Raw genomic sequence first — 25,385 nt, 5'->3', positions numbered from 1 at the left:
GGGCGGCCTAGCGGGTCCGCGGTTGTCCACAGGAGCAGGCGTTAGTCGGATGATCCGGTCCGGTCGGCCGAAGGTTGCTCCGAACCGGCCGGTCCACCGGTGATCGGGCCGGTCAGGCCACCGCCGGCCACCGCGGTAGCGTCGCCACGAAGTCCCTGCTGAAGTCGCGGGTGCCCGGCCCCAGGGCCACGCGGCCGGTGGCGCGGAGGCGGGCGGTCAGGGCGGGGGACTCGGAGTAGTAGACGCGCCGGGCGGTGGCCGGCACGAACACGGTCTGGCCCCGGGTGAGTTCGCTCGCGCATTCGACGACGACGGCGCCCTCGGCGGCCGCCACGAACGCCTCGTCCCCGCACACCCCCACGGCCAGCGGATCGTGCAACGGACAGGTGCCGTCTCCGCCGTGGCGGGTGTAGGCGTCCATGTACGTGCGCATCAGCCGGGCGGCGAGGGCCGTGCCCGGGCCCGCCGCCTCCAGCGCGGCGAGGTCGGCGGGGCGGAACAGCCAGCGGTGCGAGGCGTCCAGGTCGACCATGGTGAACGGGATGCCGGAGGAGAGCACGATCTCGGCCGCGTCGGGGTCGGCCCAGATGTTGAACTCGGCGACCGGGGTGATGTTTCCCGGCACCTGGGCGGCGCCCCCCATGAACACGAATCTGGCGACGCGGTGGGCGAAGTGAGGGTCTTCGAGCAGTGCGACGGCGATGTTCGTGAGGGGGCCGGTGGCGCACACCGTCAGCTCGCCCTCGTACTGGCGGGAGAGGCGGAGCAGGGCCTGTGCGGACGACTCCGTCGGGTGCGGGGCCGTGGAGTCGGGCAGTGTCTCGTTGCCGAGGCCCGCCGGGCCGTGGAAGGCGGATGCCTCTCGGTAGGGGAGGGGGGAGAGGGGGCGGCCCGTGCCTCGGTGCACGGGGATGTCGCCGTCGATGCGGAGGGCTCGGGAGAGGGCTCGGGCGTTGGCGTAGGTCGCTTCGGCGGGGAGGTTGCCGCCTACCGAGGTGTAGGCCTTGAGGTCCCACAGGCCTGTGCCGAGGAGGTACTGCAGGGCTACGGCGTCGTCGATACCGGGGTCGCTGTCCAGGACGATCGGTGCGCGAACGGTCACGTCGTCAGCGTAGCCGGGTGGTGTGCGCCCCCGCCGCCCCTGCCCGTCCCTTCATCAGGGGCGCTGCCCCTTCGACCCCGAGGGGTGAGTTCCACGGGTGCGGGTCGGTGGGGGTTCTCGCGCAGTTCCCCGCGCCCCTGAAGGACCAGGCCCTGCGGGCCCGGGAGCGGGGCCCCTCGGACGGGACGGGTGGGGGAGGGCGAGGAAGGCTCCGCGAATCCACGGCGATGCGGGGGTGGGGCGAAAAGGCAGACCTCCCCGCCCCGCCCCCGCCCCGACCTAGTGGCTCGTCCCCGCCGTAGCCGGAGGCAGTTCCACCTGGACGCCTCGGTCGCCCGCGTCCGCCGTGTAGTCCTCCGGGCTGGTCTCGTCGATGCCGTCGGGTGCGTTGAACGCGCGCAGGGCGAAGGTGAGGACCACCGTGACCACGACGTTGAGGACGAAGGCGGTCAGGCCGATGTAGCCGATCTCGCCGATGCCGGGGATCTCCGCGGACGAGCCGCCGAAGTGCTTCTGCGTGGGGGAGGCCACGCCGTACGCGGCGATCGTCCCGTACAGCATGCCGACCGCCCAGCCCGCGAGCAGGGCCCAGCGGTGGCACCACCGGGTGAACAGGCCGCCGACGAGCGCCGGGAAGGTCTGGAGGATCCAGATGCCGCCGAGGAGCTGGAAGTTGATGGCGACCGTCTTGTCCATGGTGAGGACGAAGGCCAGGGCGCCCACCTTCACCAGCAGGGACACCAGCTTGGAGACCTTGGTCTCCTGCGCGGGTGTGGCGTCCGGCTTGATGAAGTCCTTGTAGATGTTGCGGGTGAAGAGGTTCGCCGCCGCGATGGACATGATCGCCGCGGGGACCAGCGCGCCGATGCCGATGGCCGCGAAGGCCACGCCCGCGAACCAGTCGGGGAACATCGTCTCGAACAGTTGCGGGATCGCCAGCTGGCCGTTCTGCACCTGGATGCCGGCCGCGATCGCCATGAAGCCCAGCAGGGCGAGCAGGCCCAGCATCAGCGAGTACAGCGGCAGGATCGTCGTGTTGCGGCGGATGACCTCGCGGCTCCTGGACGACAGCGTCGCCGTGATCGAGTGCGGGTACATGAAGAGCGCCAGCGCGGAGCCGAGGGCCAGCGTCGCGTACGTCCACTGGTTGGCGTCGCCCGGGACGAGGGCCCCGCGGGGCTTGTCCGTCGCCGGGTTGGTCTGGCTGTACGCCTCGCCCGCCTTGGCGAAGATGTCGTCGAAGCCGCCGAGCTTGATCGGGATGTAGATGATCGCCACCGCGATGACGATGTAGATCAGCGTGTCCTTCACGAACGCGATCAGCGCGGGGGCACGCAGGCCGGAGGAGTAGGTGTAGGCCGCCAGCACGCCGAACGCGATCAGCAGCGGCAGGTCCTTGATGAACCAGTTGGTGCCCTCAGCCCCGCCCACGCCCATCACGTCCAGGACGGCCTGGATGCCGACGAGTTGGAGCGCGATGTACGGCATCGTCGCGAGGATGCCGGTCAGGGCGACCGCCAGCGACAGGCCCTTCGAGCCGAAGCGGCCCCGCACGAAGTCCGAGGTCGTCACATAGCCGTGCCTGTGCGAGACGGACCACAGGCGGGGCAGGAACGTGAAGATCAGCGGGTAGATGAGGATCGTGTAGGGCACCGCGAAGAAGCCCGCCGCGCCCGCCGCGTAGATCGCCGCGGGGACGGCGACGAAGGTGTACGCCGTGTAGAGGTCGCCGCCGAGCAGGAACCAGGTGACCCAGGTGCCGAACGACCGGCCGCCGAGGCCCCATTCGTCGAGGCTGTCGTTCTCGGCCTTGCGCCAGCGCGCGGCCAGGAAGCCCATGACCGTGACGGCCAGGAAGAAGAAGATGAAGACGGCGAGTGCCACGCCGTTCACGCCGTCCTTCACTTCGCGACACCCCCGCCCCGCGTCTCGGACCTGCGGGCGCGCTGGTCACGCTGCCACAGCACGTACGCGGTGGCCGTGAGCGCGGTGGAGACGAGCACCCAGGCCATCTGGTACCAGTAGAAGAAGGGGATGCCGATGAACGCCGGGTCCGTCTTCGCGTACGAGCCGACCCAGAGCATCGCCACGAACGGGGCGAGCAGGCACAGGGCGATGACGACTCTGACAGGTGTCACCACCGGTGGTCTCACTTCAGGCGCTTCTGACATGTCCCGGTTCCGTCCCCTCGCTGGTCGCCATTGATCGCCACTGATCACGTGCTCGACGCGCAGGAAATGTAAGGGACAGGTTCCGTCGTCCGGAACCCCTTGTCCGGATAACGGATGCGGAGGTTGTGTGTTCAGCGGCGGCGGAACTCCTGGCCGGGGCACGTTTCCTGGCGATCCGTCCGCGAGTGCTCGGACTCCCCCCGGGGCGCGACACCACCGTGCCGGGGTCGCGCGCGGGCATACGCACAGCGGGGCCTCCGTGTCGGTGGGGCGACGCAAGGACCGTAGAACAGGAGCGGCCATCGCGCCACACCGCGTGCACCACCTGTGACGCGCGCTGCGTGCACCACCCTGTGACGCGCGCTGCGGGCACCACCAGTCACGCGCGCCGCCGGGGCCCGAGAGGCTCAGCCGCCGCGGGCGCCCCGACCGGCTCAGTCCTGCGGGCGCTTGAGCCTCGCCACGAACTTGTAGCGGTCGCCCCGGTACACCGACCGCACCCACTCCACCGGCTGGCCTTCCATGTCCAGCGAGTGCCGGGAGAGCATCAGCATCGGCAGGCCGACGTCCGTGCCCAGCAGACCGGCCTCGCGCGGGGTGGCCAGCGAGGTCTCGATGGTCTCCTCGGCCTCGGCGAGACGGACGTCGTACACCTCGGCGAGCGCGGTGTAGAGGGAGGTGTACTTGACCAGTGACCTGCGCAGGGCCGGGAAACGCTTAGCGCTCAGGTGGGTCGTCTCGATCGCCATCGGCTCGCCGTTGGCCATGCGGAGGCGCTCGATGCGCAGGACCCGGCCGCCGGCGGTGATGTCGAGCTGCCCCGCGAGCGTGTCGTCGGCGGTGATGTATCCGATGTCGAGCAGCTGGGACGTCGGTTCGAGGCCCTGGGCGCGCATGTCCTCGGTGTACGAGGTGAGTTGCAGCGCCTGGGAAACCTTCGGCTTCGCGACGAACGTGCCCTTGCCCTGGATGCGCTCCAGCCGCCCCTCGACCACCAGCTCCTGCAGCGCCTGTCGCACGGTCGTGCGCGAGGTGTCGAACTCGGCGGCGAGCGTGCGCTCCGGCGGCACCGGCGTGCCGGGCGGAAGCGTCTCGGTCATGTCGAGCAGGTGCTTCTTCAGGCGGTAGTACTTGGGCACGCGTGCGGTACGGACGGTCGCCCCGTTCTCGTTCTCCGCACTGCTGACGTCGGTGCTCATGCTCCGCCTTCCCGGTCTTCGTGGCGTGATCCCTCTGTATACCCCTGCGGGCCCCGCTGGTCTAGTCCACGAAGGCGTCCTGACTGGTCCACTCCGCAGCGGTGCAGTGGTCTACCCGAAGAGTGTGGCTCAAGCGGCGCTGTTTTCGCTGGCTTATTACATAAAGGTTCCTGCATATGTAGGTCGCATAACGGCTGGTGAGAGGGGGTTCGAGCACTCTTGACACGGCGAATGGTCTGAGCCAAGCTCCGCCTACTGGTCTACACCATTGGTCCAGGTCCTGGCCCCAGGGGCGGTACGTCCTGTCACCGCGGGGAGCAGGGGGGTTTGTGGCATCCCTGAGCAATGGCATCCCTGAGGAGGGTGGCGTGAAGAGGAAGCTGACGACCGCGATCTGTGTCGCGGGCATGATGGTCTCCATCGCGGCGTGCGGGGGCGGCGAGAAGAAGAGCTCGGACACCGGCGCCGACACCAAGGAGCTGACGGTCTGGCTCACGGTGGACGCGCAGAACAACTGGCCCGAGCTGGTCAAGGCCGCCGACGCGGCGATCGAGAAGAAGCACCCCGGCATCACCATCACGCACGAGTACTACGGCTGGCCCGACAAGAACGCCAAGCTCGACGCCGTCCTCGCCACCGACAAGGCCCCCGACGTGGTCGAGATGGGCAACACGGAGATGCTCGCCTACATGGTCAAGGGCGCCTTCGCCCCCCTCGACGCGGCGAAGTTCGACAACGCGGACGCCTGGCTCGACGGTCTCAAGGCCTCCGTGACCTACGAGGGCAAGACCTACGGCGTCCCGTACTACGCCGGTGGCCGCGTCGCCAACTGGCGCAAGGACGTCTTCGCCGCCGCGGGCGTCAAGTCCCCGCCGAAGACGTACGCCGAACTCACCGCCGCCCTCGACAAGGTGCAGAAGAAGCGGGGCGACAAGTTCAGCGCCTGGTACCAGCCCACCCGCGACTGGTACGCGGCCATGTCCTTCGTGTACGACGCCGGCGGCTCCATCGCGGTCGAGTCCGGCGGCACGTGGAAGGCCAACCTCTCCTCGCCCGAATCCCTCAAGGGGCTCGGCGAGTTCAAGAACGTCGTCGACAAGTACATGCACGGCGACAAGACCAAGGACGAGTCCGACCGGTACATCGTCTACGGGCAGGGCAAGTCCGGCATGATCTTCGCCCCCGCCTGGGAGGGCGCGACCGCCGCGGCCAAGGAGAACGACAAGACCGGCAAGCTCGAAGGCAACGTCGAGAACTTCGTGATGCCCGGCCCGTCCGGCGAGAACCTTCCCGTCTTCCTCGGCGGCAGCGACCTCGCCGTCCCGGTGAAGTCCGACGCGCAGACCGTCGCCGCCGAGTGGATCAACGCCTTCACCGGTCCCGCCGGCCAGAAGGGGCTGATGGAGAAGGGCAACCTGCCCAACAACAAGACCGACCTCGCCACGCTGAAGGACGACCCGGCGACGGCGGTTCCGGCCACCGCGGCCGAGTCCAACTGGTTCGTCCCGATGGCGCCCGGCTGGGGACAGGTCGAGAAGGCCCAGATCCTGCAGACGATGCTGCAGTCCATCGGCACCGGCAAGAAGTCGGTCGAGGAGGCCGCGAAGGAAGCGGACGCCGAGATCGACAAGGTCATCAACAACGAGTGAGGTGACCTGCCGGTCGGGCCGGGCCGCGATGGCCGGGCCCGGCCGGGGGTGCCCTGGTGGTCGGCCGGTGGGGGAGACCGGGTTCGCCGGTTGAAGACATCGGGTCGGCTGGTTGAAGACGCCGGTTCGGCCGGTTGGAAGACATCGGGTCGGCCGGTTGGAAGACATCGGGTCGGCCGGTTCAGACGCCGGTTCGGCCGGTGGGTGATCTACGAAAGTGCCGCGATGGGGTGTCGGTTCGGTGCCGGTGCGTCGTGGCTGGTCGCGCGGTTCCCCGCGCCCCTGTGGGGGCGCTGCTGCCGGCCCCTCCTTCATCTGCTTAGGAGTGCGCGATGAGTGCCGCAGACACGACTGCCCCCGCGAAGGTGCCGCCCGCGCGGTCGGCGCCGCCCGCGCCACCTCCGCCGGTGGTCACCGGGCGTTCGGCCAGACGTCCGACAGGGGGAGCCGCGGTCCCCTGGGCCCTCCTCGCCCCCTGTCTGCTGATTCTCGCCGTCGTCCTCGGCTACCCGCTGGTCCGCCTCGTCACCCTGTCCTTCCAGGAGTTCGGCCAGTCCCAGCTGTGGGGGTTCAAGCCCGCCGAGTCGGTCGGGTTCGACAACTTCTCCAAGGTGCTGGGGGACGGCGAGTTCTGGTCGGTGGTCGTCCGGACCATCGTCTTCGCCGCCGCCTGCGTCGTGTTCACCATGGTCATCGGCATGGCGGTCGCCCTGCTGCTCCAGCGCGTCTCCGGCTGGGTGAAGACGCTCGTCAACATCGCGCTCGTGGCGAGCTGGGGCATGCCCATCATCGTCGCCACCACCGTCTTCAAGTGGCTGTTCGACTCCGACTACGGCATCTTCAACGCCCTCCTCAGCAAGCTCCCCGGCGTCGACATGATCGGCCACAACTGGTTCGCCAGCGGCCCCGAGGGCCTGGCCGTCATCACGCTCCTCGTGGTGTGGGGCGCTGTGCCGTTCGTCGTCATCACCCTCAGCGCCGGACTCACCCAGGTCCCCAAGGAGTTGGAGGAGGCCGCCCGCCTCGACGGCGCCGGCGCGTGGGGAGTGTTCCGCTACGTCACGCTCCCCATCCTCAAGCCCATCATCGTGATGCTCACGACCCTCTCGGTCATCTGGGACATGGGCGTCTTCCCCCAGGTGTTCGTCATGCGCAACGGCCACCCGGAGGCCGAGTTCCAGTTGCTCACGACCTACTCGTACGACAGGGCGTTCGTGGTCAACGACTACGCGCAGGGCTCGGCGATCGCACTGCTGACCGTGCTGCTGCTGCTCGGCGTGATCGGTGTGTACATGCGCCAGATGCTGAAGATCGGAGAGGTCGAATGAGCGGCACGAGCGCGATCGCCACCACGAAGGGCCGCTCCGGCCCCCGGAAGCCGAAGCTCGGCTGGAACCTCCTCGGCCTGTTCGTCTTCGTCACCGCGGGCTTCCCCGTCTACTGGATGCTCAACACGGCGTTCAAGCCCGCCAAGGATGCGATCGACCCCGACCCCAGCCTGCTGCCGACGTCGATCACCTTCGCCAACTTCGGCCGGGCGCTGGACATCGCCGACTTCTGGGGCCCGGTCGGCCGCAGCCTCATCGTGTCCCTGACCGTGGTCGTGATCGGCATCGTCGTGGGCATGCTGGCCGCCCTCGCCATCTCCCGGTTCGCCTTCCGCGGACGCAAGGTGGTCATCGTCGGCATCCTGGCGGTGCAGATGGTCCCGCTGGTCGCGATGATCATCCCGGTCTTCCTGCTCCTGAACGACCTCGGCCAGTACGACCGCCTCACCGGCCTGATCATCACCTACCTGACGTTCATCCTCCCGTTCACCGTGTGGACCCTGCGCGGCTTCATCGTCAACATCCCGCGCGAACTGGAGGAGGCGGCCATGGTCGACGGCTGCTCCCGCACCACCGCCTTCCTCCGCGTCGTGTTCCCGCTGCTCGCACCGGGCATGGTGGCGACCTCGGTCTACGGCTTCATCCAGGCGTGGAACGAGTACCTCTACGCCCTGATGCTGATGAGCCAGCAGAACCAGACCGCGACCGTCTGGCTCGGCAACTTCACCACCAAGCACGGCACCGAATACGCCCCGATGATGGCCGGCTCCACCATGATGGCCGTGCCGATCGTCGTCCTCTTCCTCCTCGTCCAGCGCAAGATGGCCGCGGGCCTCACCGCGGGCGCCGTGAAGGGATAACCGACCCTGATGTCACCGACGACATTCGCCACCGGCTCGCCCGGCTCGCACTCCGGACAGGACGGCCTCGCGCGGGACGCGCTGACGGTTCTGCAGCCCGGTTTCACGGGCACCACCGCCCCCGACTGGCTGCTACGGCGCCTCGGCGAGGGCCTCGCCTCCGTCGGCCTCTTCGGCCGCAACATCACCTCGCCCGGGCAGCTGGCCGCTCTCACCGACCGGCTGCGGGCCGAGCACGAGGACGTGCTGGTCGCGATCGACGAGGAGGGCGGCGACGTCACGCGCCTGGAGGTGCGCACCGGCTCCTCCTTCCCGGGCAACCACGCCCTGGGAGCGGTCGACGACGTGGACCTGACCAGGGACGTCGCCTTCGCCCTGGGCCGCCGCCTGGCGGAGTGCGGGGTGAACCTCAACTGGGCCCCCTCGGCCGACGTGAACGCCAACCCGTCCAACCCGGTCATCGGGGTCCGCTCCTTCGGCGCCGACCCCGACCTGGTCGCCCGCCACACGGCCGCCTACGTCACCGGCCTCCAGAACGCGGGCGTCGCCGCCTGCACCAAGCACTTCCCGGGCCACGGCGACACCGCCGTCGACTCCCACCATTTCCTGCCCCGGATCGACGCGGACCGCTCGCTCGTGGACTCCCGGGACCTGGCGCCCTTCCGCGCCGCCATCGCCGCCGGTTCGCGCGCGATGATGAGCGCCCACATCCTGGTCCCGGCCCTGGACCCCGACCTGCCGGCGACGCTGTCCCACGGCATCCTCACCGACCTCCTCCGCGGCGAACTCGGCTACGACGGCCTCATCGTGACCGACGGCATGGAGATGCGGGCCATCGCGGACACCTACGGCATCGAACGCGGCAGCGTCCTCGCGCTGGCCGCGGGCGCCGACGCCATCTGCGTCGGCGGCGGCCTCGCCGACGAGGAGACCGTCCGCCGCCTGCGCGACGCCCTCGTCACGGCCGTCCGCGACGGCGACCTCGCCGAGGAACGCCTGGCGGACGCGGCGCGGCGGGTCCGGTCCCTGGCGAAGTGGACCCGGTCGGCGGCCGGGGAAGCGGGAGACGGCGGTGGCGGGCCCGAGACCGGCGAGGCCACCGGGGATGTCGGTCTCGTGGCCGCCCGCCGCGCCCTGACCACCACCCGCGCCCGGCCCTACGAGCCGCCGACCCAGTCCCTCTACGTCGCGGCCTTCACCCCGGTCGCGAACATAGCCGTGGGCGACGAGACCCCCTGGGGCGTCGGCGCCGAACTGGCCCGCCTCCTTCCCGGCACCGAGACGGGCACCTTCGCCGGCGACAGCGCCGGAGCCTCGGCCCTGTCGGTCGCCGGCACCCGCCGCGTCGTCGCCGTCGTCCGCGACGAACACCGTCACCCATGGATGACCGCGGCCCTCGACCTGCTCCTCGCCACCCGCCCCGACACGATCGTCGTGGAGATGGGCATCCCGCAGGCCCCGCCCCGGGGTGCCCTCCACATCGCGACCCACGGCGCGGCGAGGGTCTGCGGAAGGGCGGCGGCCGAGGTCATCGCCGGGACACGCTAGAGACTCCCGACAGCCTCGAAAGACCCACCACGACCGAACAGACCCACCACGACCGAACGACCCACCCCGCCCGACAAACCCACCCCGACCGAACAGACCCACCCCGCGCAGCCCCCACGCACAAAGGCGCCACAGCCCTCCCACCGGGCCGTGGCGCCGTCGCGTACCCCCGCCGCCTAGATCCCCTGCCAGTCGGGCTTGTTGTCGAACGTGTGCCGGAAGTAGTCCGCCAGCTTCAACTTCGACGCGGCGCCCTCGTCCACCACGATCGTCGCGTGGCGATGGAGCTGCAGCGCCGAGGCCGGGCAGACCGCCGCCACCGGCCCCTCCACGGTCGCCGCGACGGCGTCGGCCTTGCCCTCGCCCGTGGCGAGCAGCACCAGGTGCCGTGCCTCCAGGATCGTGCCGATGCCCTGGGTGATGACGTGGTGCGGCACCTGCTCGATGTCGCCGCCGAAGAACCGCGCGTTGTCGATCCGGGTCTGCTGCGTGAGCGTCTTGATCCGCGTCCGGGAGGCGAGCGAGGAGCACGGCTCGTTGAACCCGATGTGCCCGTCGGTCCCGATGCCGAGCAGCTGCAGATCCACACCCCCGGCCTCGGCCAGCGACCTGTCGTACGCCTCGCACGCCTCCGTCACGTCCTCGGCGGTCCCGTCGGGCCCCATGAACGCGTCCGGATCCAGCCCCAACGGCTCCAGCACCTCCCGCCGCAGCACCGAGCGGTACGACTCGGGATGCTCGGCCGGCAGACCCACGTACTCGTCGAGCTGGGCGACCCGTGCCCGTGAGGCGTCCACGGCACCGGATCGCACCTTCGCCGTGAGCGCCGTGTAGATGGGCAGCGGGGTCGAGCCCGTGGCCACCCCGAGCAGCGCCTCGGGCTTGCGCCGGAGCAACTGCGCCATCGCCTCGGCTATGAGTTCGCCACCCGCCTTGGCATCCGGAACGATGACAACTTCCACGCTGGGCCTGCCGATCTGGAAAGAAGGACTCAAGGAGACCCGACCCGGAGGAGCCAGGTAACCTCGCATGTGGTGTAGACCAATCTAGCAGGGGTGTCCCCGACGCCACAGGGGTCGGCCGGGCAGGTGCCTGAGGCGGACACCACGGTCGCCGCGGTCGTCCTGCGTTTGGGCCCGCCCCGGCCGGAAGCGGGCTACTCTGCGTGTGGGTCGTCGGCGGATGTCGGACAATGGAACAACAACAAACATCCGCCAACGCATGGACACACGCAGTGGTCTAGTCAACAATGCGTGGTAGGGCATGTGATCGATCATCGGCTCCGGCCGCCGACGATCGCCCGTCAAGAAGAAAAAGCCTCCGTCTTCCCCGCACAGGAAGGCGGACCGAGGACCCGGCGCTCTCTGCCCTGACTGCTCCGGATCCTCGCCTTCGGCCGACTGGGACCGCACACCCCACGGCCGATGTTGCTCCGGGCTGCGGTGCCGAGAGGGTTGAGGGTCCCTCTCAGGCGCCGCGGCCCGCGGGTGTTTCCGGGGCCGACCACGACGGCCACCGGTGCTTTCCGGTCATCTTCGTACCGCCAGGTACGCTCGCACACGTGCCCTCCATGAACGAACTCGTCCGCCAGCACACCGCTCTCAGCGACTCCGACCTGGAGTGGCTGCATCTGCTGGTGTCGGAGTGGCAGCTGCTGTCCGACCTCTCCTTCGCCGACCTGGTCCTCTGGGTCCCCACACGCGACGGCACCCGCTATGTCTCCGTGGCCCAGATGCGCCCCAACACCGGCCCCACCTCCTACCAGGACGACATGGTCGGCCACCTGGTCCCCCGAGGGCGCCGCCCCCTGCTGGACGCCGCGCACGACGAGGGCCGCATCGTCCGCGAGGGCGACCCCGAGTGGCGGGAGGAGGTGCCCGTACGGGTCGAGTCCATCCCCGTGCGCAGGGAGGGGCGGGTGCTCGGCGTCATCGCGCGCAACACCAATCTGCTGACCGTGCGGACCCCGAGCCGGCTGGAGCTGACGTATCTGCAGAGCGCCTCCGACCTGGCCCAGATGATCGCCGGGGGCGCGTTCCCCTTCCCCGACCAGCAGGTCGACATGGACGCCTCGCCGCGTGTCGGCGACGGCCTCATCAGGCTCGACGCCGACGGGATCGTCCAGTACGCCTCGCCGAACGCCCTCTCCGCCTACCACCGCCTCGGCCTCGCCGCCGATCTCGTCGGCTGCCATCTCGGCCGGACGACCGCCGAACTCGCCCCCTCCCGGGGCCCGGTGGACGAGGCGCTGGCCAAGGTGGCGAGCGGATGGGCGCCGCGTGAGTTCGAGATCGAGTCCGTGGAAGGCGTGATCCAGTTCCGGGCGATCCCTCTCAAGCCCAAGGGACCGCGCATCGGTTCGCTGGTGCTGCTGCGGGACGTGACGGAACTGCGGCGGCGCGAGCGCGAGTTGATCACCAAGGACGCGACCATCCGGGAGATCCATCACCGGGTGAAGAACAACCTCCAGACCGTCGCCGCGCTGTTGCGCCTCCAGGCGCGGCGCATCGAGTCCGAGCGGGGCCGCGAGGCACTGGAGGAGGCGGTGCGACGGGTCGGATCGATCGCGATCGTGCATGAGACGCTGTCCCAGAATCTGGACGAGCGGGTGGAGTTCGACGAGATCGCCGACCGGGTCCTCGCCATGGTCGCCGAGATCTCGCCGGGCAAGGTCGTCGGCCGGCGCACCGGACGCTTCGGCATCCTGGACGCGGAGGTCGCGACCCCGCTCTCGATGGTCCTCACCGAGATCCTGCAGAACGCCCTCGAACACGGTTTCCGTGAGGGCGACACCGGCACCGTCGAGGTCTCGGCCGTGCGCGGCGGCACCAGCAAGGAGACCCGCCTCCTCGTCACCGTCCAGGACGACGGCGTCGGCCTCCCCGAGGGCTTCGACCCGCACCGCTCGGGCAACCTCGGCCTGCAGATCGTACGGACGCTGGTCGAGGGCGAGTTGGGCGGCACGTTCGACATGGTCCCCGCCCCGGAGCGGGGCACCCAGGTGATTCTGGACCTCCCCGTGCGGGCCCAGAAGTAGCCGCGGACAAGACAGCCGCGGACACGACAGCCGCGGTCGTCGTGACGAGCGCGGCTTTCCTGCTGCGAACAGCACAGAGCCCCGGACCACCATGTGGTCCAGGGCTCGTGCTCGTGGCTGATTAAGCGCACCGGGGGTACTGCGCGCTGCGGCTCGGGGGCGGGAGAAGCGCACTCGCTGTGCGCGCCGCCAAGCTCAGGCTATTGCTGGGTGGGATGTCAGGCGGATGCCTGACGGGCCCGGTTGCGGGCGGCGCGGCGCTTCATGGCGCGGCGCTCGTCCTCGCTGAGACCACCCCAGACGCCGGAGTCCTGGCCGGACTCAAGCGCCCACTGCAGACACTGCTCGATAACCGGGCAGCGACGGCAGACAGCCTTGGCTTCCTCGATCTGCAGCAGCGCAGGACCGGTGTTGCCGATGGGGAAGAAGAGCTCGGGGTCTTCCTCGCGGCAAACGGCGTTGTGACGCCAGTCCATGGCTGCTACCTCTCCTTGGTATTACTTGCACGTTGCTTGTGAATGTGAACGCTTTCACGAATCCCTCAACAAGTGAAGGGCCGATCACCAGACGGACTGGTGTGGTCCTGTGGATTGAGGAGGGGTTCTGGCGCTTGCTTGAGCCGGTGTTGCGGGCTGTCCCGAGCGCCACGTAGAGACTCGCAAACCTCAGCGGCGGATACAACCCCTTCCGGAAAGTTTTTTTTGATTCCTCGGTGTCGACTGTGTCACAGCCGTACTTCCATGGGGTGGACCCTGGCCTAAACGTTCGAGTGGAAGGACTTTTGCCCGTTCCGCTCACACAATCACACGCAGTGCACGGCGTACGCCTGTGAACGTCACGCTCGTTCGCAGTCCGAGGTGGTCGCCGTCCATCTGGAGGGGGAGAGGGACCTTCGAATGCAAGGTGAAGTCGGTCAGATCGTGCAGGGTGGTGGCGTGCTTGCCACGGGGTCCCCGCTCGGGGGACGAAGTGAGCAACTGTGTGCCATATCGGGCGAGCGCGGGCGTCGACATGCGGCTCAGACCGAGCACGTCGAGGCCTTTATCGAACGAGGCCTTAGGCGACGCGTACACCGGGCGATTACCCAGAAACGTCCACGGGGACGTGTTGCAGACTATGGACAGCACAAGATCGGAAATCGGATCCTGGCCCGCCTGCTCCACGGTGATCGTGCCGAGTCTGCGATGCGGCTCTTCCAGGAACTGCCGAAATGCCTGACGCAGGTAAAGGGCGTGTGTGGATTTCCGTCCGCGTTCCCGTTGTTGCTCGACACGGCCGATCACACCCGCGTCGAATCCGAGGCCGGCGCAGAAGGTGAACCAGCGGGACGGCACCGCCTCGTCCTCCGTGCCAGGGGTGCCCGAGGCCATGCCCAGTCCGATCGTGCGCTCCCGGCTCTCGCGCAGGGCGTCGAGCAGGACGCCGGTCGCCTCCACGGCGTCGTTGGGCAGCCCCAGCGCACGGGCGAAGACATTGGTGGAGCCGCCGGGGACCACGGCGAGACGGGGGAGGCGGTCGGGATCGGGGCCGTGGTGCAACAGGCCGTTGACGACCTCGTTGACCGTGCCGTCGCCGCCGAGCGCGACGACCAGTTCGATGCCGTCCTTGCCCTCCGCGGCCTGCCGGGCGAGGTCCCGGGCGTGGCCTCGGTACTCCGTGGTGACCGCTTCGAGCTTCATCTCGCTCGCGAGGGCGTGGATCAGGACATCGCGCGTACGTGCGCTTGTGGTGGTTGCCGCCGGATTGACCACGAGAAGTGCACGCATGGGTTGCAGCGTACCTACTGGGTGGTACCCGGCCCATACCGAGGTGCGGATCAAGGGGGAGATCGGGTAGTGACGATGAGCACGTGGGGGCGTGCGGAGGGGCGGCTACCCTTCACGGGTGAGCCCTGAGCAGACCCCCACGCCGGACACCTCCGAGGCCGAGCCCCGTCCCGGGCGGCTGACCGCCGCCGCGGCGCTGGCCGCGCTGGAGGGGGTGGCCCTGCTGGTGGGCGGCGGGGCCATGTTCGTCCTGGGCCTCAACGGCGACTCCGACGACCTGAGCACCGGCGTCACCGGAGGGATCACCCTCGTCGCGCTGGCCCTGCTGCCGCTGATCGCCGCGCGGGGGCTGCTGCTGCGACGGAGCTGGAGCCGGGGGCCCGCCGTGATCACCCAGATCATGGCGCTGCCGGTGGCCTACAACCTGCTGCGCGCCGACAGCGTGGCGATCTGGGCGGGCATCGTCCTGGCCGTGGTCGCCGTCGTCGCGCTGATCCTGTTGCTCGATCCCGCTACGACCCAGGCCCTGGGAATCCAGGGGCCGGGCCGGGCGGAGGAGACGAAGCGGTAGGTCCTGACGGGGCGCGGGAGCTACTCCTCCACGAGCAGCTTCTCGCGGAGCTGGGCCAGCGTCCGCGCCAGCAGCCGTGAGACGTGCATCTGCGAGATGCCGACCTCCTGGGCGATCTGCGACTGGGTCATGTTGCCGAAGAAGCGCAGCAGCAGGATCCGCTTCTCGCGTGGCGGGAGGTCCTCCAGGAGCGGCTTGAGGGACTCCCGGTACTCGACGCCCTCCAGCGCCTCGTCCTCGGCGCCGAGGGTGTCCGCGACGGCCGGGGACTCGTCGTCGGTGTCGGGGACGTCCAGGGACAGCGTGGAGTACGCGTTGGCCGACTCCAGGCCCTCCAGGACCTCCTCCTCCGAGATGGCCAGCTTCTCGGCCAGCTCGTGCACCGTCGGCGAACGGCCGTGCTGCTGGGACAGCTCCGCCGTGGCCGTGGTCAGCGCGAGGCGCAGCTCCTGCAGCCGGCGCGGGACCCGCACCGCCCAGCCCTTGTCACGGAAGTGCCGCTTGATCTCGCCGACGACCGTCGGGGTCGCGTACGTCGAGAACTCCACGCCGCGGTCCGGGTCGAAGCGGTCCACCGACTTGATCAGCCCGATGGTGGCGACCTGCGTCAGGTCGTCCAGCGGCTCCCCGCGATTGCGGAAACGGCGCGCGAGGTGCTCCACGAGCGGCAGATGCATCCGGACCAGCCGGTTGCGCAGCTCCGCGTACTCGACACTGCCGTCCGGCAGGGCGCGCAGCTCGATGAACAGGGCTCGCGCCCCGCTGCGGTCCTGCGGGTGGTGCTGGGTGCTGCGCACGGTCTGCGCGTGCTGCGCGGCCGCCTCGTCGTGTCGCTCGTGCTCGCTCATAGTCCCGCCCGCCGTCACCGTTCCCCCAGCTCCCGACTGTGCTTGTCGAGCGGGGGAGGCCCCAGTCCGCCCTCGTGAGGACGTGGTGATCCGCAGGGCACCCTCCGGATCCCGTTGCCCGCCGGAGGGCGCCTCGCGCTCCTCGCCGTCGGCCGGCTCCGTCCACCGAGACGCTCCGGCCGCCGAGGACTCGTCCTCCGGGTGCGGCCTGGCCTGCTCGGGGATGCCGTCGACGCCGTCCGCCAGAGGCGCCGGCCCACTCGGACCGCCGTCGCCCTCCGCGGGAAGTTCCCGTGTGCCGCGTTCTTCGTCCCGCACCGGCCCGTCCCCGTTCCTCACGCCGGCCCGGGTCCCGCGCCGCGCTGTTTGTAGAGGCTGATCGAAACGGTTTTGTCGTCGGCCACCGCGGAGGAGACCTTCCCCGCCAGGGCCGACAGCACGGTCCAGGCGAAGGTGTCGCGCGCGGGGGCGTGACCGTCCGTGGTGGGGGCCGAGACCGTGACCTCCAGTGAATCGTCGACCAGACGGAAGACACAGCTGAGCACCGAGCCGGGCACGGCCTGCTGAAGCAGGATCGCGCAGGCCTCGTCGACCGCGATGCGCAAATCCTCGATCTCGTCGAGGGTGAAGTCCAAACGGGCCGCGAGGCCGGCCGTCGCCGTACGCAGCACCGACAGGTAGGCACCCGCGGCCGGCAGCCGGACTTCCACGAAGTCCTGGATCCCGGGCTCGCCTGCGATCTGGGACACCCTCACCTCCAAGGTGGTACAAGCTTTTTCGGGGGCCGAGGGTCGCCCCCCGGGGTAACGCGCTACGTGGTTCAGCGGTGACGCTATCGCGCTACCGAGCGTCGTGTCCTCGGGGTCCTGAGGACCCCACCCCATGCTGTCACTCATAGTAAGCCTATGAATACGCTCGGTGGCTAGAGGTCTGCGGGTCTCAAATAGGAAGAGCGCGCGCCGGATTGACGTACCCAGGCGTCGGACTGCCGAACCGTGTCACACGAGTACGTCGACGTGTCACGGGGTGACATGGTTCCGTCGCGCGACGACTCCGCTCCGATGGTCATACCGGTACAGGGGCCGTCATACGAGTACATGGTCGACGAAGCACCAGCGCCAGCTCTCGCCCGCCTCGAACGTACGCATGATGGGATGGCCGCTCTCCTTGTGGTGCGCGGTCGCGTGCCGCATCGGCGAGGAGTCGCAGCAGCCCACGTGCCCGCACTCCAGGCACATCCGCAACTGCACCGGATGACTCCCGGCGGCCAGGCACTCCGGGCAGGTGTCGCTCAGCGGTTCGGGCTCGGGGTGCGGCAGCGCCTCCGTGTGCGTGCACTGTTTCATGATTGCCAGGTTACGACGGGTGCGCGGAACCCCGCGCGGAAACGAAGGCGGCGCGAGCGATGCACTTCCTGCCCTTGCTGTTGCTGGTCGCCGGGAGCGCGACGGTCGCCGGGGCCGCCCGGCGTACGCCGGTGCCCGCCCCGCTGCTGCTGGTCGCGGCGGGGCTCGCGGTGTCGTATCTGCCCGGAGTCCCGCACTACGAACTCGATCCCGAGATCGTCCTGCCGCTGATCCTGCCCCCGCTGCTGTACACGGCCGCCAGCGACAGCTCCTACCTCGACCTGCGGGCCCAGCTGCGACCCGTGGCGCTGCTGTCGGTCGGCTACGTGCTCTTCGCGACGCTCGCGGTCGGCTGGGCCGCCTACCTGCTCGTGCCGGGGATGCCGCTGACCGCCGCGCTGGTGCTCGGCGCGGTGGTGGCCCCGCCGGACGCGGTCGCGGCCACGGCGGTCGCCCGGCGGGTGGGCCTGCCCTCGCGGATCACCACGATTCTGCAGGGTGAGTCCCTGGTGAACGACGCGACCGCGATCACCGCCTACCGGGTGGCCCTCGCGGCCACCATCGGCGAGGGCGCGAGCTGGTCGGGCGGGACGGTCGACTTCCTGGTGGCGGCGGTCGGCGGCGTCGCGGTGGGCCTGCTGCTGATGGTGCCGATCCACTGGCTGCGCACGCACCTGAAGGAGGCGCTGCTCCAGAACACCCTCTCCCTGCTGATCCCGTTCGTCGCCTACGGCCTCGCCGAGTGGGTGCACGCCTCCGGGGTGCTCGCCGTGGTCGTCGTCGGCCTGTACCTCGGCTACCGCAACTGGCAGGTCGACTTCGCCACCCGCCTCCAGGAGGAGGCCGTCTGGAAGATGGTCGCCTTCCTGCTGGAGTCCGCCGTGTTCGCCCTCATCGGCCTGCAACTCCCGTTCGTCCTCGAAGGGCTGGGCGAGTACGAGGGGGTCCGCGCCTCCTGGTACGCCGCGGCCGTCTTCCTCGTCGTGGTCGCGACCCGGTTCGCGTGGGTCTATCCGGCCACCTTCCTGCCCCGCATGCTGTCGCGGCGCATCCGGGAGCGGGAGGCCAACCCCACCTGGAAGGCGCCCTTCGTCATCGCCTGGGCCGGCATGCGGGGTGTCGTCTCGCTGGCCATCGCCTTCTCGATCCCGCTCACGGTGAACGGCGGGGACGACTTCCCCGAACGGAACCTGATCCTCTTCCTGACCTTCACGACGGTCATCGGGACGCTCGTCATCCAGGGGCTGACCCTCCCGCCGCTCATCCGCGTCCTGAAGCTGCCCGGACGCGACCAGCAGGCCGAGACCCTCGCCGAGGCCAACGCCCAGGCCCAGGCGTCCCGTGCCGCCGAGGCCCGCCTCGACGAACTCCTCGCCGACGAGCGCAACGAGCTGCCGCCCCCGCTCGTCGACCGTCTCCACACCGTCCTGGAACGCCGCCGCAACGCCGTCTGGGAACGGCTCGGCGCGGTCAACCCGGTGACCGGGGAGAGCGTCGACGACACCTACAGCCGCCTCTCCCGCGAGATGATCGGCGCCGAACGCGAGGTCTTCGTGAAACTGCGGGACGGCCGGTACATCGACGACGAGATGCTGCGCACTCTGCTGCGCAGGCTGGACCTGGAGGAGGCGGCGGTCTTCCGGGAGGCGTCCTGAGACGGTTTCGGCATGTCAGAAGGGCCCTAGGGCGCGTGGTCCTCGAAAGGGCGGCCGGTGATCACCGCGGCGAGCGTCGTCCCGCGCGCGAAGGCGCCCTCCGTGGCCAGGGCGACAATTCCGTAGAGCGACTTGGCGACATAGAGACGCTCCACGGGCAGGGCGTGGCGGGCCTCGAAGTCGACGGCGAAGGCGTCCAGTTCGGGGGTGGTGCGCGCGTAGCCGCCGCAGTGGAAGCGGTCGTCGAGACGCCAGTCGCCGCGCGGTCCGCCGAAGGCCCGCTCCTGCAGCCTTCGTATCTCCTCGTCGAGGAAGCCCCCCTTGAGGACCGGAATTCCGAGGGCGCGCTGGCCGGGGGCCAGGCCGGCGGCCAGACCCGCGAGCGTGCCGCCGGTGCCGCAGGCGAGGGCCACGACGTCGGCCCGGCCGCGCAGTTCCGCGCCGAGGTCCTGGCAGCCGCGCACCGCGAGAGTGTTGCTGCCGCCCTCGGGGACGACGTACGCGTCCCCGGCGTCGGCGGCGCGCAGGACGGCGGCCAGGACGGCGGGGTCGGACTTGCGGCGATACGTCGATCTGTCGACGAAGTGCAGCCGCATGCCGTCCGCCGCGCAGCGGGCCAGGGACGCGTTGAGCGGGCGGTCGGCCAGTTCCTGACCGCGGACCACGCCGACGGTGGGCAGGCCCAGGAGGCGGCCCGCCGCCGCGGTGGCACGGAGGTGGTTCGAGTAGGCGCCGCCGAACGTGAGCACCGGCCGGCCGGCCGCCGCGCGCAGGTTGGGGGCCAGCTTGCGCCACTTGTTGCCGACGAGCCGCGGATGGATCAGATCGTCCCGCTTGAGGAGCAGCCGGACGCCGTGGCGGGCGAAGCGCTCGTCCACCACCTCCTGCAGAGGGGACGGCAGCGCGGGGTCCAGGGCGGCGACGGGGTCGGGGGCGGAGGGCTGGCCGGTCACGTGCCCATTGTCGGACACATGACCGGTCGGCGTCGGGCGCGCCCTATTTCAGACGGTCCCGTACGCGGTCTCTCATGTGGGCCATGGTGAAGCCCCGGGGGTCGACCTTGCCGGGCTGCCATTCGAGGTGGCCGATGACGGACCGCTGGTTCCAGCCGTGGTGGCGGCAGATCGCGGCGGAGACCCGTTCGATGGCTTCGAGCTGGGCCGCCGGCCAGGGGTCCTGGCCGTCGCCCAGGTTCTCGCACTCGAAGCCGTAGAAGTGGCGGTTGCCGTCGGTGTTGGACTCGTTGTCCGGCGGGAGCGCCTTCTCGGCGATCACGGCCCGCAGTACGTCGTCGTCGCCGAGGCCGGCGTGGTTGGCGCGGCCGTAGCCGACGAGATGCACCCGGCCGTCCTTGGTGATGACGCCGTGGCACAACGGGCCGGGCAGGCCCTCGTAGCCGTTGCGGCAGATGCGCACCGTGCGTTCGCTGCCGGAGGTGACGGTGTGGTGGATCATCACGCCGTGGACGGGCCCCCAGGGGCCCACGTGGTTGCGATTGTGATGCTCCCAGTCGCCGACCTCGACGACCTGGACGCCCTCGTTCCTGAGGACGGTGAGGAACCTGCTCGCGGACATGGGTGGGGCCATGGCCGACTCCTTCGTGCTGTCCGGCGGCCGCTGGTCGTGGCCGCCTCGTACGCAGGCTTGTACCCCCCTCGCGCGGCGCGGGCGAGTTGTCGGCGGGGCGTGCGGGTGGATCCGGTCAGATTCGCGCGGCGCTCGGACAGGTGCGCGAGCGGGTCGACAGCGGCGACGGATATGCCCAGTCTCCCTAAGATCCATTCCCGCTCTTTCGGGTAATAGCACCAACACGCTCCGTGATGGGAGGCTGGTCGGGAGATCGGTGACCGCGATATCAGTGCACACCCGGAGGGGAAATCCGTATGTCGGTAGGCGAAGAGGTTCGCTCGCAGCAGGACAAGCCGCAGCAGAGTCTCGGCACGGCGGCTGCAAGGAACCTGGCCACCACCACGAAGTCCACACCCCAGATGCAGGAGATCAGCTCGCGCTGGCTGCTGCGCACCCTGCCCTGGGTGAATGTGCAGGGTGGCACGTACCGGGTGAACAGGCGGCTCACCTACGCGGTCGGCGACGGCCGCGTCACGTTCGTGAAGACCGGCGACCGGGTCGCCGTCATCCCCGCGGAGCTGGGCGAACTGCCGGCCCTGCGGACCTACGAGGACATCGAGGTGCTGGGCGAGCTGGCCCAGCGTTGCGAACAGCGGGAGTTCGCCCCCGGTGACGTACTGGCCGAATTCGGCAGCCAGGCGGAGGAGGTGTTCCTCCTCGCCCACGGCAAGGTCGAGAAGGTCGGCACGGGCCCCTACGGCGACGACGCGGTCCTCGGCGTACTGGCGGACGGTGCCTACTTCGGCGACCAGGCCCTGCTCGACCCCGAGGCGATCTGGGAGTACACGGCCCGCGCGGTCACCGCGTGCACGGTGCTCGTCCTGCCCCGTCGCGCCGTCGAGCAGCTCGCCGAGCGGGCCGAGACCCTGAGCGAGCACCTTCAGGAGCTGCGCGCGATTCCGTCGCAGCGCACCAACAAGTACGGCGAGAAGGAGATCGACCTCGCCGCCGGCCACAGCGGTGAGCCGGACATCCCGCACACCTTCGTCGACTACGAGGCCGCGCCGCGCGAGTACGAACTCAGCGTCGCCCAGACCGTCCTGCGCATCCACACGCGCGTGGCCGACCTGTACAACCAGCCGATGAACCAGACCGAGCAGCAGATCCGGCTGACGGTCGAGGCGTTGAAGGAGCGCCAGGAGCACGAGCTCGTCAACAACCGCGAGTTCGGCCTCCTGCACAACTGCGAGTACGACCAGCGGCTCCAGCCGCACGACGGTGTGCCCAGCCCGGACGACCTGGACGAACTGCTCAGCCGCCGCCGGGGCACCAAGCTGCTGCTCGCCCACCCGCGCGCGATCTCCGCGTTCGGACGCGAGCTGAACAAGCGCGGGCTGGTCCCGGAGACCATCGACATCGCAGGGAACCGCATTCCCACCTGGCGCGGTGTGCCGATCTACCCGTGCAACAAGATCCCGGTGACCGAGGCCAGGACCACGTCGATCATCGCCATGCGTACGGGCGAGGACGACCAGGGCGTCATCGGTCTGCGGGCCGCGAGCATCCCGGACGAGATCGAGCCCAGCCTGTCCGTGCGCTTCATGGGCATCAACGAACAGGCGATCATCAAGTACCTCGTGACGGCCTACTACTCGGCCGCGGTCCTGGTCCCCGACGCGCTCGGCGTTCTGGAGAACGTCGAGATCGGCCGCTGGCGGTGACCCTGTCCGACCGGAATGCGGGTCCCCGCACCTCAAGGCGGGTGCACTCCGGGACGCGCCCCTCGGCAGCGGCACCACCACCGACCGCCGGCTCTCCGGGGCGGCCCCATGGGTGAGTTCCTGACGGAGACGAAGCGGGGCCCCGCCGAGACTCCGGCGAGGACGGTGAAGCCGGCGTACGCCGAGGAGCCGGCGTACGCCGAGGAGGAGGCCGGGGCCGGGGAGCCCGCGGGAGCGGGGTCCTCGGTGCGGGTGGTGCAACCGGCGGGAGTTGTCCGGCCACCGGGGCCGGCGGGCGACCGGGGCCGCAAGCGGAGGGGAGAGCCGGAGCCGAAGGAGGGCGGGGAGCCGGTGAGGGCTGGGTCTCCCGGCGGTGACCGGGGCGCGGCCGGCCGGGCGCGCGGGCGGAATCCGCTCGACGGGCGGGAGGCGGCGGGAATCCTGGAGCGGGCCCGGGTGTCCGTCGACCCCGAACTGCGCCGGGCCGTGGAGACCCTGCCCCTGTCGATGCGCCGGGTCGCGCGCTACCACTTCGGCTGGGAGGACGCGCACGGCACCCCGGCCGCCGGGAACGCGGGCAAGGCGATACGCCCGGCCCTGGTCCTGGCCGCGGTCTCCGCGCTCGGCGGGCACGAGTCCGCCGCCGTGCGGGCCGCCGCCGCGGTGGAACTGGTGCACAACTTCACCCTGCTGCACGACGACGTGATGGACCAGGACACCACCCGTCGGCACCGGGCGACCGCGTGGACCGTGTTCGGTGTCCCCGACGCGATCCTCGCCGGGGACGCTATGCAGGCCCTCGCCCAGCAACTGCTCGCCGAGGACCCGCACCCGGCGTCCGCCACGGCCTCCGCACGGCTCGCGTCCTGCGTCATCGAACTCTGCGCGGGCCAGCACACGGACACCGAGATGGAGGGCCGCCGGCCCGAGGAGGTCACTCTCGACGAGGTGCTCGCCATGGCCGAGGCGAAGACGGGCGCGCTGCTCGGCTGCGCCTGTGCCGTGGGAGCGCTGTACGCGGGCGCCGGCGAGGAGGACGTCGAGGCTCTCGACGCGTTCGGGCGGGAGGCCGGGCTCGCCTTCCAGCTCATCGACGACGTGATCGGCATCTGGGGGGACCCGAGCCGTACCGGAAAGCCGGCCGGGGCGGATCTCATGGTCCGCAAGAAGTCCCTCCCGGTGGTCGCCGCGCTCGCCTCCGGCACCCCGGAGGCGACCGAACTCGCCGAGCTGTACGGACTGCCGTACGAAGAGGGAGATCTGGAGCGCACGGCGCTCGTGGTGGAGCGGGCCGGCGGTCGAGACTGGGCGCAGGTCCAGGCCGCCGACCGGATGGCCCGTGCCATGCAGGATCTGTCCCGGGCGGTCCCGGACCCGGAGTCGGCCGGCGGACTCCTCGCCCTGGCCGAGTTCGTGACGCGCCGCAGCAGCTGAGGCCGGCGCCCAGGGCCGGCGTCCAGGCTCCGGAGGTGTCGGCGCCGTGCCGACCTGACCCCGCGTGGTACCGGCGCCTCCGGTCGACCGGCGGGTCCCGCACATCCCCACGGTGTGCGGGGCCCGCCGGTCTTTTTTCGCGCGGATCAGCGGTTCGCGCGCGGGTCAGTGGTCGGGGACGATCGTTTCCACGAGGCGTTCCATCAGGCCCCCGGGGGCCCGCACGCCGGGAAGGGCGCCGTCGAGGACGTCCGGCAGGGTGAGGTGTTCGAGGAGGAGCCCCTGCATGGCCAGGTAGAGGACCATGACCGTCTCGTCGCCGCCGGGGAGACCGGCCTCGCGGTGGAAGCGCATCCCGAACTCCAGCTCTCCGCGCACCGACTCGGTGTACGAGGCGTACAGGGCGGGGCGGCGGGTTGCTTCGAGGCGCAGTTCCAGATGGGCGAGGTAGCCGGTGCGGTCCCCGGTGACGCGGGCCAGCAGGTCGCGCATGAAGGCCGTGACCAGGGTCCGGTCCTTCGGTGACGCGAGCAGGTCCTCGACCACGGCCGGGTCGGGTGCCAGGCGTTCCTTCAGCCGGGCGTCGATCTGGTGGAGAAGGGCGTCACGGTCGGCGAAGTAGTTCGACGCGGTGCCCACCGGCACCCGGGCCTCGGCGTCGACCGCCCGGAACGTCAGCCCGCGCGCCCCCTCCCGCGCCAGCACCTCCACCGCCGCGTCCAGCAGAGCGGCCCTGCGCTCCGGGTTCCTGACCATCTGGGCTCCCTCGTATCCGAAATCGGCTTGCAACCACTACGACTGAAGTACTATAACTGAAGTGGTTGCACGGTGGTCACGCGGTGATCCACCTGTCGGACGAGGAAAAGAGACCGGTTTGCGCAAGCTCACGTACGCCATCGCCTGTTCCATCGACGGCTTCATCGGGGACCCGGAGGGGGACGCGTCGTACATGTATCCCTTTGTGGTGGGGGAGTACGCCGAGTACCTCCTCACGGAGCACCCGGACATCAATCCGAGCCATGTGCGTCGGCTCGTCGGCACGAACGGCCTGCCGAACAAGCACTACGACACGATCGTCCAGGGCCGCGCCAGCTACGACGTGGCCTTGAAGGACGGCATCACCAGCCCCTTCGCCCACCTGCGCGAGTACGTGGCCTCGCGCACGCTGAAGGAGTCGCCCGATCCGAACGTCGAGATCATCTCGGACGACCTGGTCGGCAAGGTCCGTGAGCTCAAGGCGGAGGACGGCGAACTCGGCATCTACCTCTGCGGTGGCTCGGCCGTCGCGGGCGCGCTGATCGACGAGATCGACGAGCTGATCATCAAGACGTATCCGGTGGTGCAGGGCAGCGGGATGCCGATGTTCGGCTCCGGCTTCGACATCCGCGAGTTCACGCTCGACGAGGTGCGCGGCTTCGACAACGGGGTGGTCGTCCGCACGTACAGCAGGAAGCGCTGACGGACGGGCCCCGCGCGGTCGAGGCCCCGCGGCGTCCGTCCGGGCGCCGTGCGCGCGTGACCGGTCGCTGATCGTTCGCGCACGCGGGGAGCGCGCCGGCCCTGTCGGTCCTACCCTGAGGG

Annotated in this window: 23 protein-coding genes; 10 read left to right on the top strand and 13 right to left on the bottom strand. The window is 70.2% G+C overall.

Annotation, left to right across the window (positions count from 1 at the left end; genetic code table 11):
- Positions 1 to 112 precede the first annotated feature (112 nt).
- From ACWCRJ_RS17835 to ACWCRJ_RS17820, 4 genes are all read right to left on the bottom strand, one after another.
- On the bottom strand, positions 113 to 1,102 hold the full coding sequence (locus tag ACWCRJ_RS17835; protein ID WP_450940134.1) for a nucleoside hydrolase: 990 nt from the start codon (positions 1,100 to 1,102) through the stop codon (positions 113 to 115).
- Positions 1,103 to 1,381: 279 nt separating this feature from the next.
- Positions 1,382 to 3,007: a monocarboxylate uptake permease MctP gene (mctP, locus tag ACWCRJ_RS17830; RefSeq protein WP_450940133.1), complete on the bottom strand. Its 1,626-nt coding sequence runs from the start codon at positions 3,005 to 3,007 to the stop codon at positions 1,382 to 1,384.
- Positions 3,004 to 3,273, bottom strand: coding sequence for a DUF3311 domain-containing protein (locus ACWCRJ_RS17825; protein WP_450940132.1), 270 nt, complete (start codon positions 3,271 to 3,273; stop codon positions 3,004 to 3,006). The genes mctP and ACWCRJ_RS17825 overlap by 4 nt, the downstream gene beginning before the upstream one ends.
- 434 nt (positions 3,274 to 3,707) lie before the next feature.
- Positions 3,708 to 4,472 carry a GntR family transcriptional regulator gene (locus ACWCRJ_RS17820; RefSeq protein WP_005480427.1) on the bottom strand — a complete coding sequence of 255 codons (765 nt, stop codon included), beginning with the start codon at positions 4,470 to 4,472 and terminating at the stop codon, positions 3,708 to 3,710.
- Positions 4,473 to 4,840: 368 nt separating this feature from the next.
- Here ACWCRJ_RS17820 and ACWCRJ_RS17815 point away from each other — a divergent pair, with 368 nt between their 5' ends.
- The 4 genes from ACWCRJ_RS17815 (at position 4,841) to ACWCRJ_RS17800 (ending at position 9,857) form a co-directional block, all read left to right on the top strand.
- A complete protein-coding gene (locus ACWCRJ_RS17815; RefSeq protein ID WP_450940131.1) occupies positions 4,841 to 6,121 on the top strand; it encodes an extracellular solute-binding protein in 1,281 nt (426 codons plus the stop codon).
- A gap of 332 nt (positions 6,122 to 6,453) precedes the next feature.
- Positions 6,454 to 7,449, top strand: a complete 996-nt coding sequence (locus ACWCRJ_RS17810; protein ID WP_450940130.1) for a carbohydrate ABC transporter permease — start codon at positions 6,454 to 6,456, stop codon at positions 7,447 to 7,449.
- Positions 7,446 to 8,309: a carbohydrate ABC transporter permease gene (locus tag ACWCRJ_RS17805; protein ID WP_005480422.1), complete on the top strand. Its 864-nt coding sequence runs from the start codon at positions 7,446 to 7,448 to the stop codon at positions 8,307 to 8,309. The genes ACWCRJ_RS17810 and ACWCRJ_RS17805 overlap by 4 nt, the downstream gene beginning before the upstream one ends.
- Positions 8,310 to 8,318: 9 nt before the next feature.
- Positions 8,319 to 9,857: a glycoside hydrolase family 3 protein gene (locus tag ACWCRJ_RS17800; protein WP_450940129.1), complete on the top strand. Its 1,539-nt coding sequence runs from the start codon at positions 8,319 to 8,321 to the stop codon at positions 9,855 to 9,857.
- 176 nt (positions 9,858 to 10,033) lie between these two features.
- Here the strand turns inward: ACWCRJ_RS17800 and nagB are convergent, their stop codons facing one another.
- On the bottom strand, positions 10,034 to 10,819 hold the full coding sequence (nagB, locus tag ACWCRJ_RS17795; RefSeq protein WP_450940128.1) for a glucosamine-6-phosphate deaminase: 786 nt from the start codon (positions 10,817 to 10,819) through the stop codon (positions 10,034 to 10,036).
- Positions 10,820 to 11,427: 608 nt separating this feature from the next.
- Between nagB and ACWCRJ_RS17790 the strand changes: the two genes are divergently transcribed.
- Complete coding sequence (locus ACWCRJ_RS17790) at positions 11,428 to 12,894, top strand: sensor histidine kinase (protein WP_046915172.1); 1,467 nt, start codon at positions 11,428 to 11,430, stop codon at positions 12,892 to 12,894.
- A gap of 218 nt (positions 12,895 to 13,112) precedes the next feature.
- Here the strand turns inward: ACWCRJ_RS17790 and ACWCRJ_RS17785 are convergent, their stop codons facing one another.
- Positions 13,113 to 13,370 carry a WhiB family transcriptional regulator gene (locus ACWCRJ_RS17785; RefSeq protein WP_003992873.1) on the bottom strand — a complete coding sequence of 86 codons (258 nt, stop codon included), beginning with the start codon at positions 13,368 to 13,370 and terminating at the stop codon, positions 13,113 to 13,115.
- A gap of 318 nt (positions 13,371 to 13,688) precedes the next feature.
- Complete coding sequence (locus ACWCRJ_RS17780; RefSeq protein ID WP_450940153.1) at positions 13,689 to 14,660, bottom strand: diacylglycerol/lipid kinase family protein; 972 nt, start codon at positions 14,658 to 14,660, stop codon at positions 13,689 to 13,691.
- Positions 14,661 to 14,778: 118 nt separating this feature from the next.
- Here ACWCRJ_RS17780 and ACWCRJ_RS17775 point away from each other — a divergent pair, with 118 nt between their 5' ends.
- Positions 14,779 to 15,231: a hypothetical protein gene (locus tag ACWCRJ_RS17775; protein ID WP_450940127.1), complete on the top strand. Its 453-nt coding sequence runs from the start codon at positions 14,779 to 14,781 to the stop codon at positions 15,229 to 15,231.
- 20 nt (positions 15,232 to 15,251) lie between these two features.
- Here ACWCRJ_RS17775 and ACWCRJ_RS17770 read toward each other — a convergent pair whose 3' ends face one another.
- The 3 genes from ACWCRJ_RS17770 to ACWCRJ_RS17760 all read right to left on the bottom strand — a co-directional run bounded on the left by ACWCRJ_RS17770 (position 15,252) and on the right by ACWCRJ_RS17760 (position 17,425).
- Entirely contained in the window at positions 15,252 to 16,418 is a 1,167-nt protein-coding gene (locus ACWCRJ_RS17770) for an RNA polymerase sigma factor SigF (RefSeq protein ID WP_450940126.1), read from the bottom strand.
- Positions 16,415 to 16,828 carry an ATP-binding protein gene (locus ACWCRJ_RS17765; protein WP_005480408.1) on the bottom strand — a complete coding sequence of 138 codons (414 nt, stop codon included), beginning with the start codon at positions 16,826 to 16,828 and terminating at the stop codon, positions 16,415 to 16,417. The genes ACWCRJ_RS17770 and ACWCRJ_RS17765 overlap by 4 nt, the downstream gene beginning before the upstream one ends.
- A gap of 336 nt (positions 16,829 to 17,164) precedes the next feature.
- A complete protein-coding gene (locus ACWCRJ_RS17760; protein WP_450940125.1) occupies positions 17,165 to 17,425 on the bottom strand; it encodes a UBP-type zinc finger domain-containing protein in 261 nt (86 codons plus the stop codon).
- Between the two features lie 59 nt (positions 17,426 to 17,484).
- Here ACWCRJ_RS17760 and ACWCRJ_RS17755 point away from each other — a divergent pair, with 59 nt between their 5' ends.
- Complete coding sequence (locus ACWCRJ_RS17755; protein ID WP_450940124.1) at positions 17,485 to 19,080, top strand: Na+/H+ antiporter; 1,596 nt, start codon at positions 17,485 to 17,487, stop codon at positions 19,078 to 19,080.
- 26 nt (positions 19,081 to 19,106) lie between these two features.
- On the opposite strand, the gene ACWCRJ_RS17750 is transcribed toward ACWCRJ_RS17755, so the two are convergent.
- Together ACWCRJ_RS17750 and ACWCRJ_RS17745 are read right to left on the bottom strand one after the other, a co-directional pair.
- Positions 19,107 to 20,033 carry a 1-aminocyclopropane-1-carboxylate deaminase/D-cysteine desulfhydrase gene (locus ACWCRJ_RS17750; RefSeq protein ID WP_450940123.1) on the bottom strand — a complete coding sequence of 309 codons (927 nt, stop codon included), beginning with the start codon at positions 20,031 to 20,033 and terminating at the stop codon, positions 19,107 to 19,109.
- A 43-nt stretch (positions 20,034 to 20,076) separates the two neighbouring features.
- Positions 20,077 to 20,667, bottom strand: coding sequence for an N-acetylmuramoyl-L-alanine amidase (locus ACWCRJ_RS17745; RefSeq protein ID WP_334659633.1), 591 nt, complete (start codon positions 20,665 to 20,667; stop codon positions 20,077 to 20,079).
- Between the two features lie 296 nt (positions 20,668 to 20,963).
- On the opposite strand from ACWCRJ_RS17745, the gene ACWCRJ_RS17740 reads away from it, so the two are divergent.
- Together ACWCRJ_RS17740 and ACWCRJ_RS17735 are read left to right on the top strand one after the other, a co-directional pair.
- Positions 20,964 to 22,370 carry a family 2B encapsulin nanocompartment shell protein gene (locus ACWCRJ_RS17740; protein ID WP_450940122.1) on the top strand — a complete coding sequence of 469 codons (1,407 nt, stop codon included), beginning with the start codon at positions 20,964 to 20,966 and terminating at the stop codon, positions 22,368 to 22,370.
- Between the two features lie 108 nt (positions 22,371 to 22,478).
- On the top strand, positions 22,479 to 23,804 hold the full coding sequence (locus ACWCRJ_RS17735; protein ID WP_450940121.1) for a family 2 encapsulin nanocompartment cargo protein polyprenyl transferase: 1,326 nt from the start codon (positions 22,479 to 22,481) through the stop codon (positions 23,802 to 23,804).
- A gap of 165 nt (positions 23,805 to 23,969) precedes the next feature.
- Here the strand turns inward: ACWCRJ_RS17735 and ACWCRJ_RS17730 are convergent, their stop codons facing one another.
- Positions 23,970 to 24,560 carry a TetR/AcrR family transcriptional regulator gene (locus ACWCRJ_RS17730; protein ID WP_450940120.1) on the bottom strand — a complete coding sequence of 197 codons (591 nt, stop codon included), beginning with the start codon at positions 24,558 to 24,560 and terminating at the stop codon, positions 23,970 to 23,972.
- Positions 24,561 to 24,678: 118 nt separating this feature from the next.
- Here ACWCRJ_RS17730 and ACWCRJ_RS17725 point away from each other — a divergent pair, with 118 nt between their 5' ends.
- The gene (locus ACWCRJ_RS17725; RefSeq protein WP_450940119.1) at positions 24,679 to 25,263 is read left to right on the top strand and encodes a dihydrofolate reductase family protein; all 585 of its coding nucleotides are present in this window, start codon (positions 24,679 to 24,681) and stop codon (positions 25,261 to 25,263) included.
- Positions 25,264 to 25,385: the final 122 nt, after the last annotated feature.

The sequence above is a fragment of the Streptomyces sp. NPDC002324 genome (assembly GCF_053593335.1).
The sequence above is the reverse complement of the archived record's forward strand: the minus strand, read 5'-3'. Positions and strand labels throughout refer to the sequence as shown.

Excerpts from the sequence above, each read along its gene's own strand:
- ACWCRJ_RS17825 (WP_450940132.1), bottom strand. The coding sequence starts at position 3,273 with ATGTCAGAAGCGCCTGAAGTGAGACCACCGGTGGTGACACCTGTCAGA.
- ACWCRJ_RS17820 (WP_005480427.1), bottom strand. The coding sequence starts at position 4,472 with ATGAGCACCGACGTCAGCAGTGCGGAGAACGAGAACGGGGCGACCGTC.
- ACWCRJ_RS17810 (WP_450940130.1), top strand. The coding sequence starts at position 6,454 with ATGAGTGCCGCAGACACGACTGCCCCCGCGAAGGTGCCGCCCGCGCGG.
- ACWCRJ_RS17805 (WP_005480422.1), top strand. The coding sequence starts at position 7,446 with ATGAGCGGCACGAGCGCGATCGCCACCACGAAGGGCCGCTCCGGCCCC.
- ACWCRJ_RS17800 (WP_450940129.1), top strand. The coding sequence starts at position 8,319 with ATGTCACCGACGACATTCGCCACCGGCTCGCCCGGCTCGCACTCCGGA.
- ACWCRJ_RS17790 (WP_046915172.1), top strand. The coding sequence starts at position 11,428 with ATGAACGAACTCGTCCGCCAGCACACCGCTCTCAGCGACTCCGACCTG.
- ACWCRJ_RS17785 (WP_003992873.1), bottom strand. The coding sequence starts at position 13,370 with ATGGACTGGCGTCACAACGCCGTTTGCCGCGAGGAAGACCCCGAGCTC.
- ACWCRJ_RS17780 (WP_450940153.1), bottom strand. The coding sequence starts at position 14,660 with ATGCGTGCACTTCTCGTGGTCAATCCGGCGGCAACCACCACAAGCGCA.
- ACWCRJ_RS17760 (WP_450940125.1), bottom strand. The coding sequence starts at position 17,425 with ATGAAACAGTGCACGCACACGGAGGCGCTGCCGCACCCCGAGCCCGAA.
- ACWCRJ_RS17755 (WP_450940124.1), top strand. The coding sequence starts at position 17,485 with ATGCACTTCCTGCCCTTGCTGTTGCTGGTCGCCGGGAGCGCGACGGTC.
- ACWCRJ_RS17745 (WP_334659633.1), bottom strand. The coding sequence starts at position 20,667 with ATGGCCCCACCCATGTCCGCGAGCAGGTTCCTCACCGTCCTCAGGAAC.
- ACWCRJ_RS17740 (WP_450940122.1), top strand. The coding sequence starts at position 20,964 with ATGTCGGTAGGCGAAGAGGTTCGCTCGCAGCAGGACAAGCCGCAGCAG.
- ACWCRJ_RS17735 (WP_450940121.1), top strand. The coding sequence starts at position 22,479 with ATGGGTGAGTTCCTGACGGAGACGAAGCGGGGCCCCGCCGAGACTCCG.
- ACWCRJ_RS17730 (WP_450940120.1), bottom strand. The coding sequence starts at position 24,560 with ATGGTCAGGAACCCGGAGCGCAGGGCCGCTCTGCTGGACGCGGCGGTG.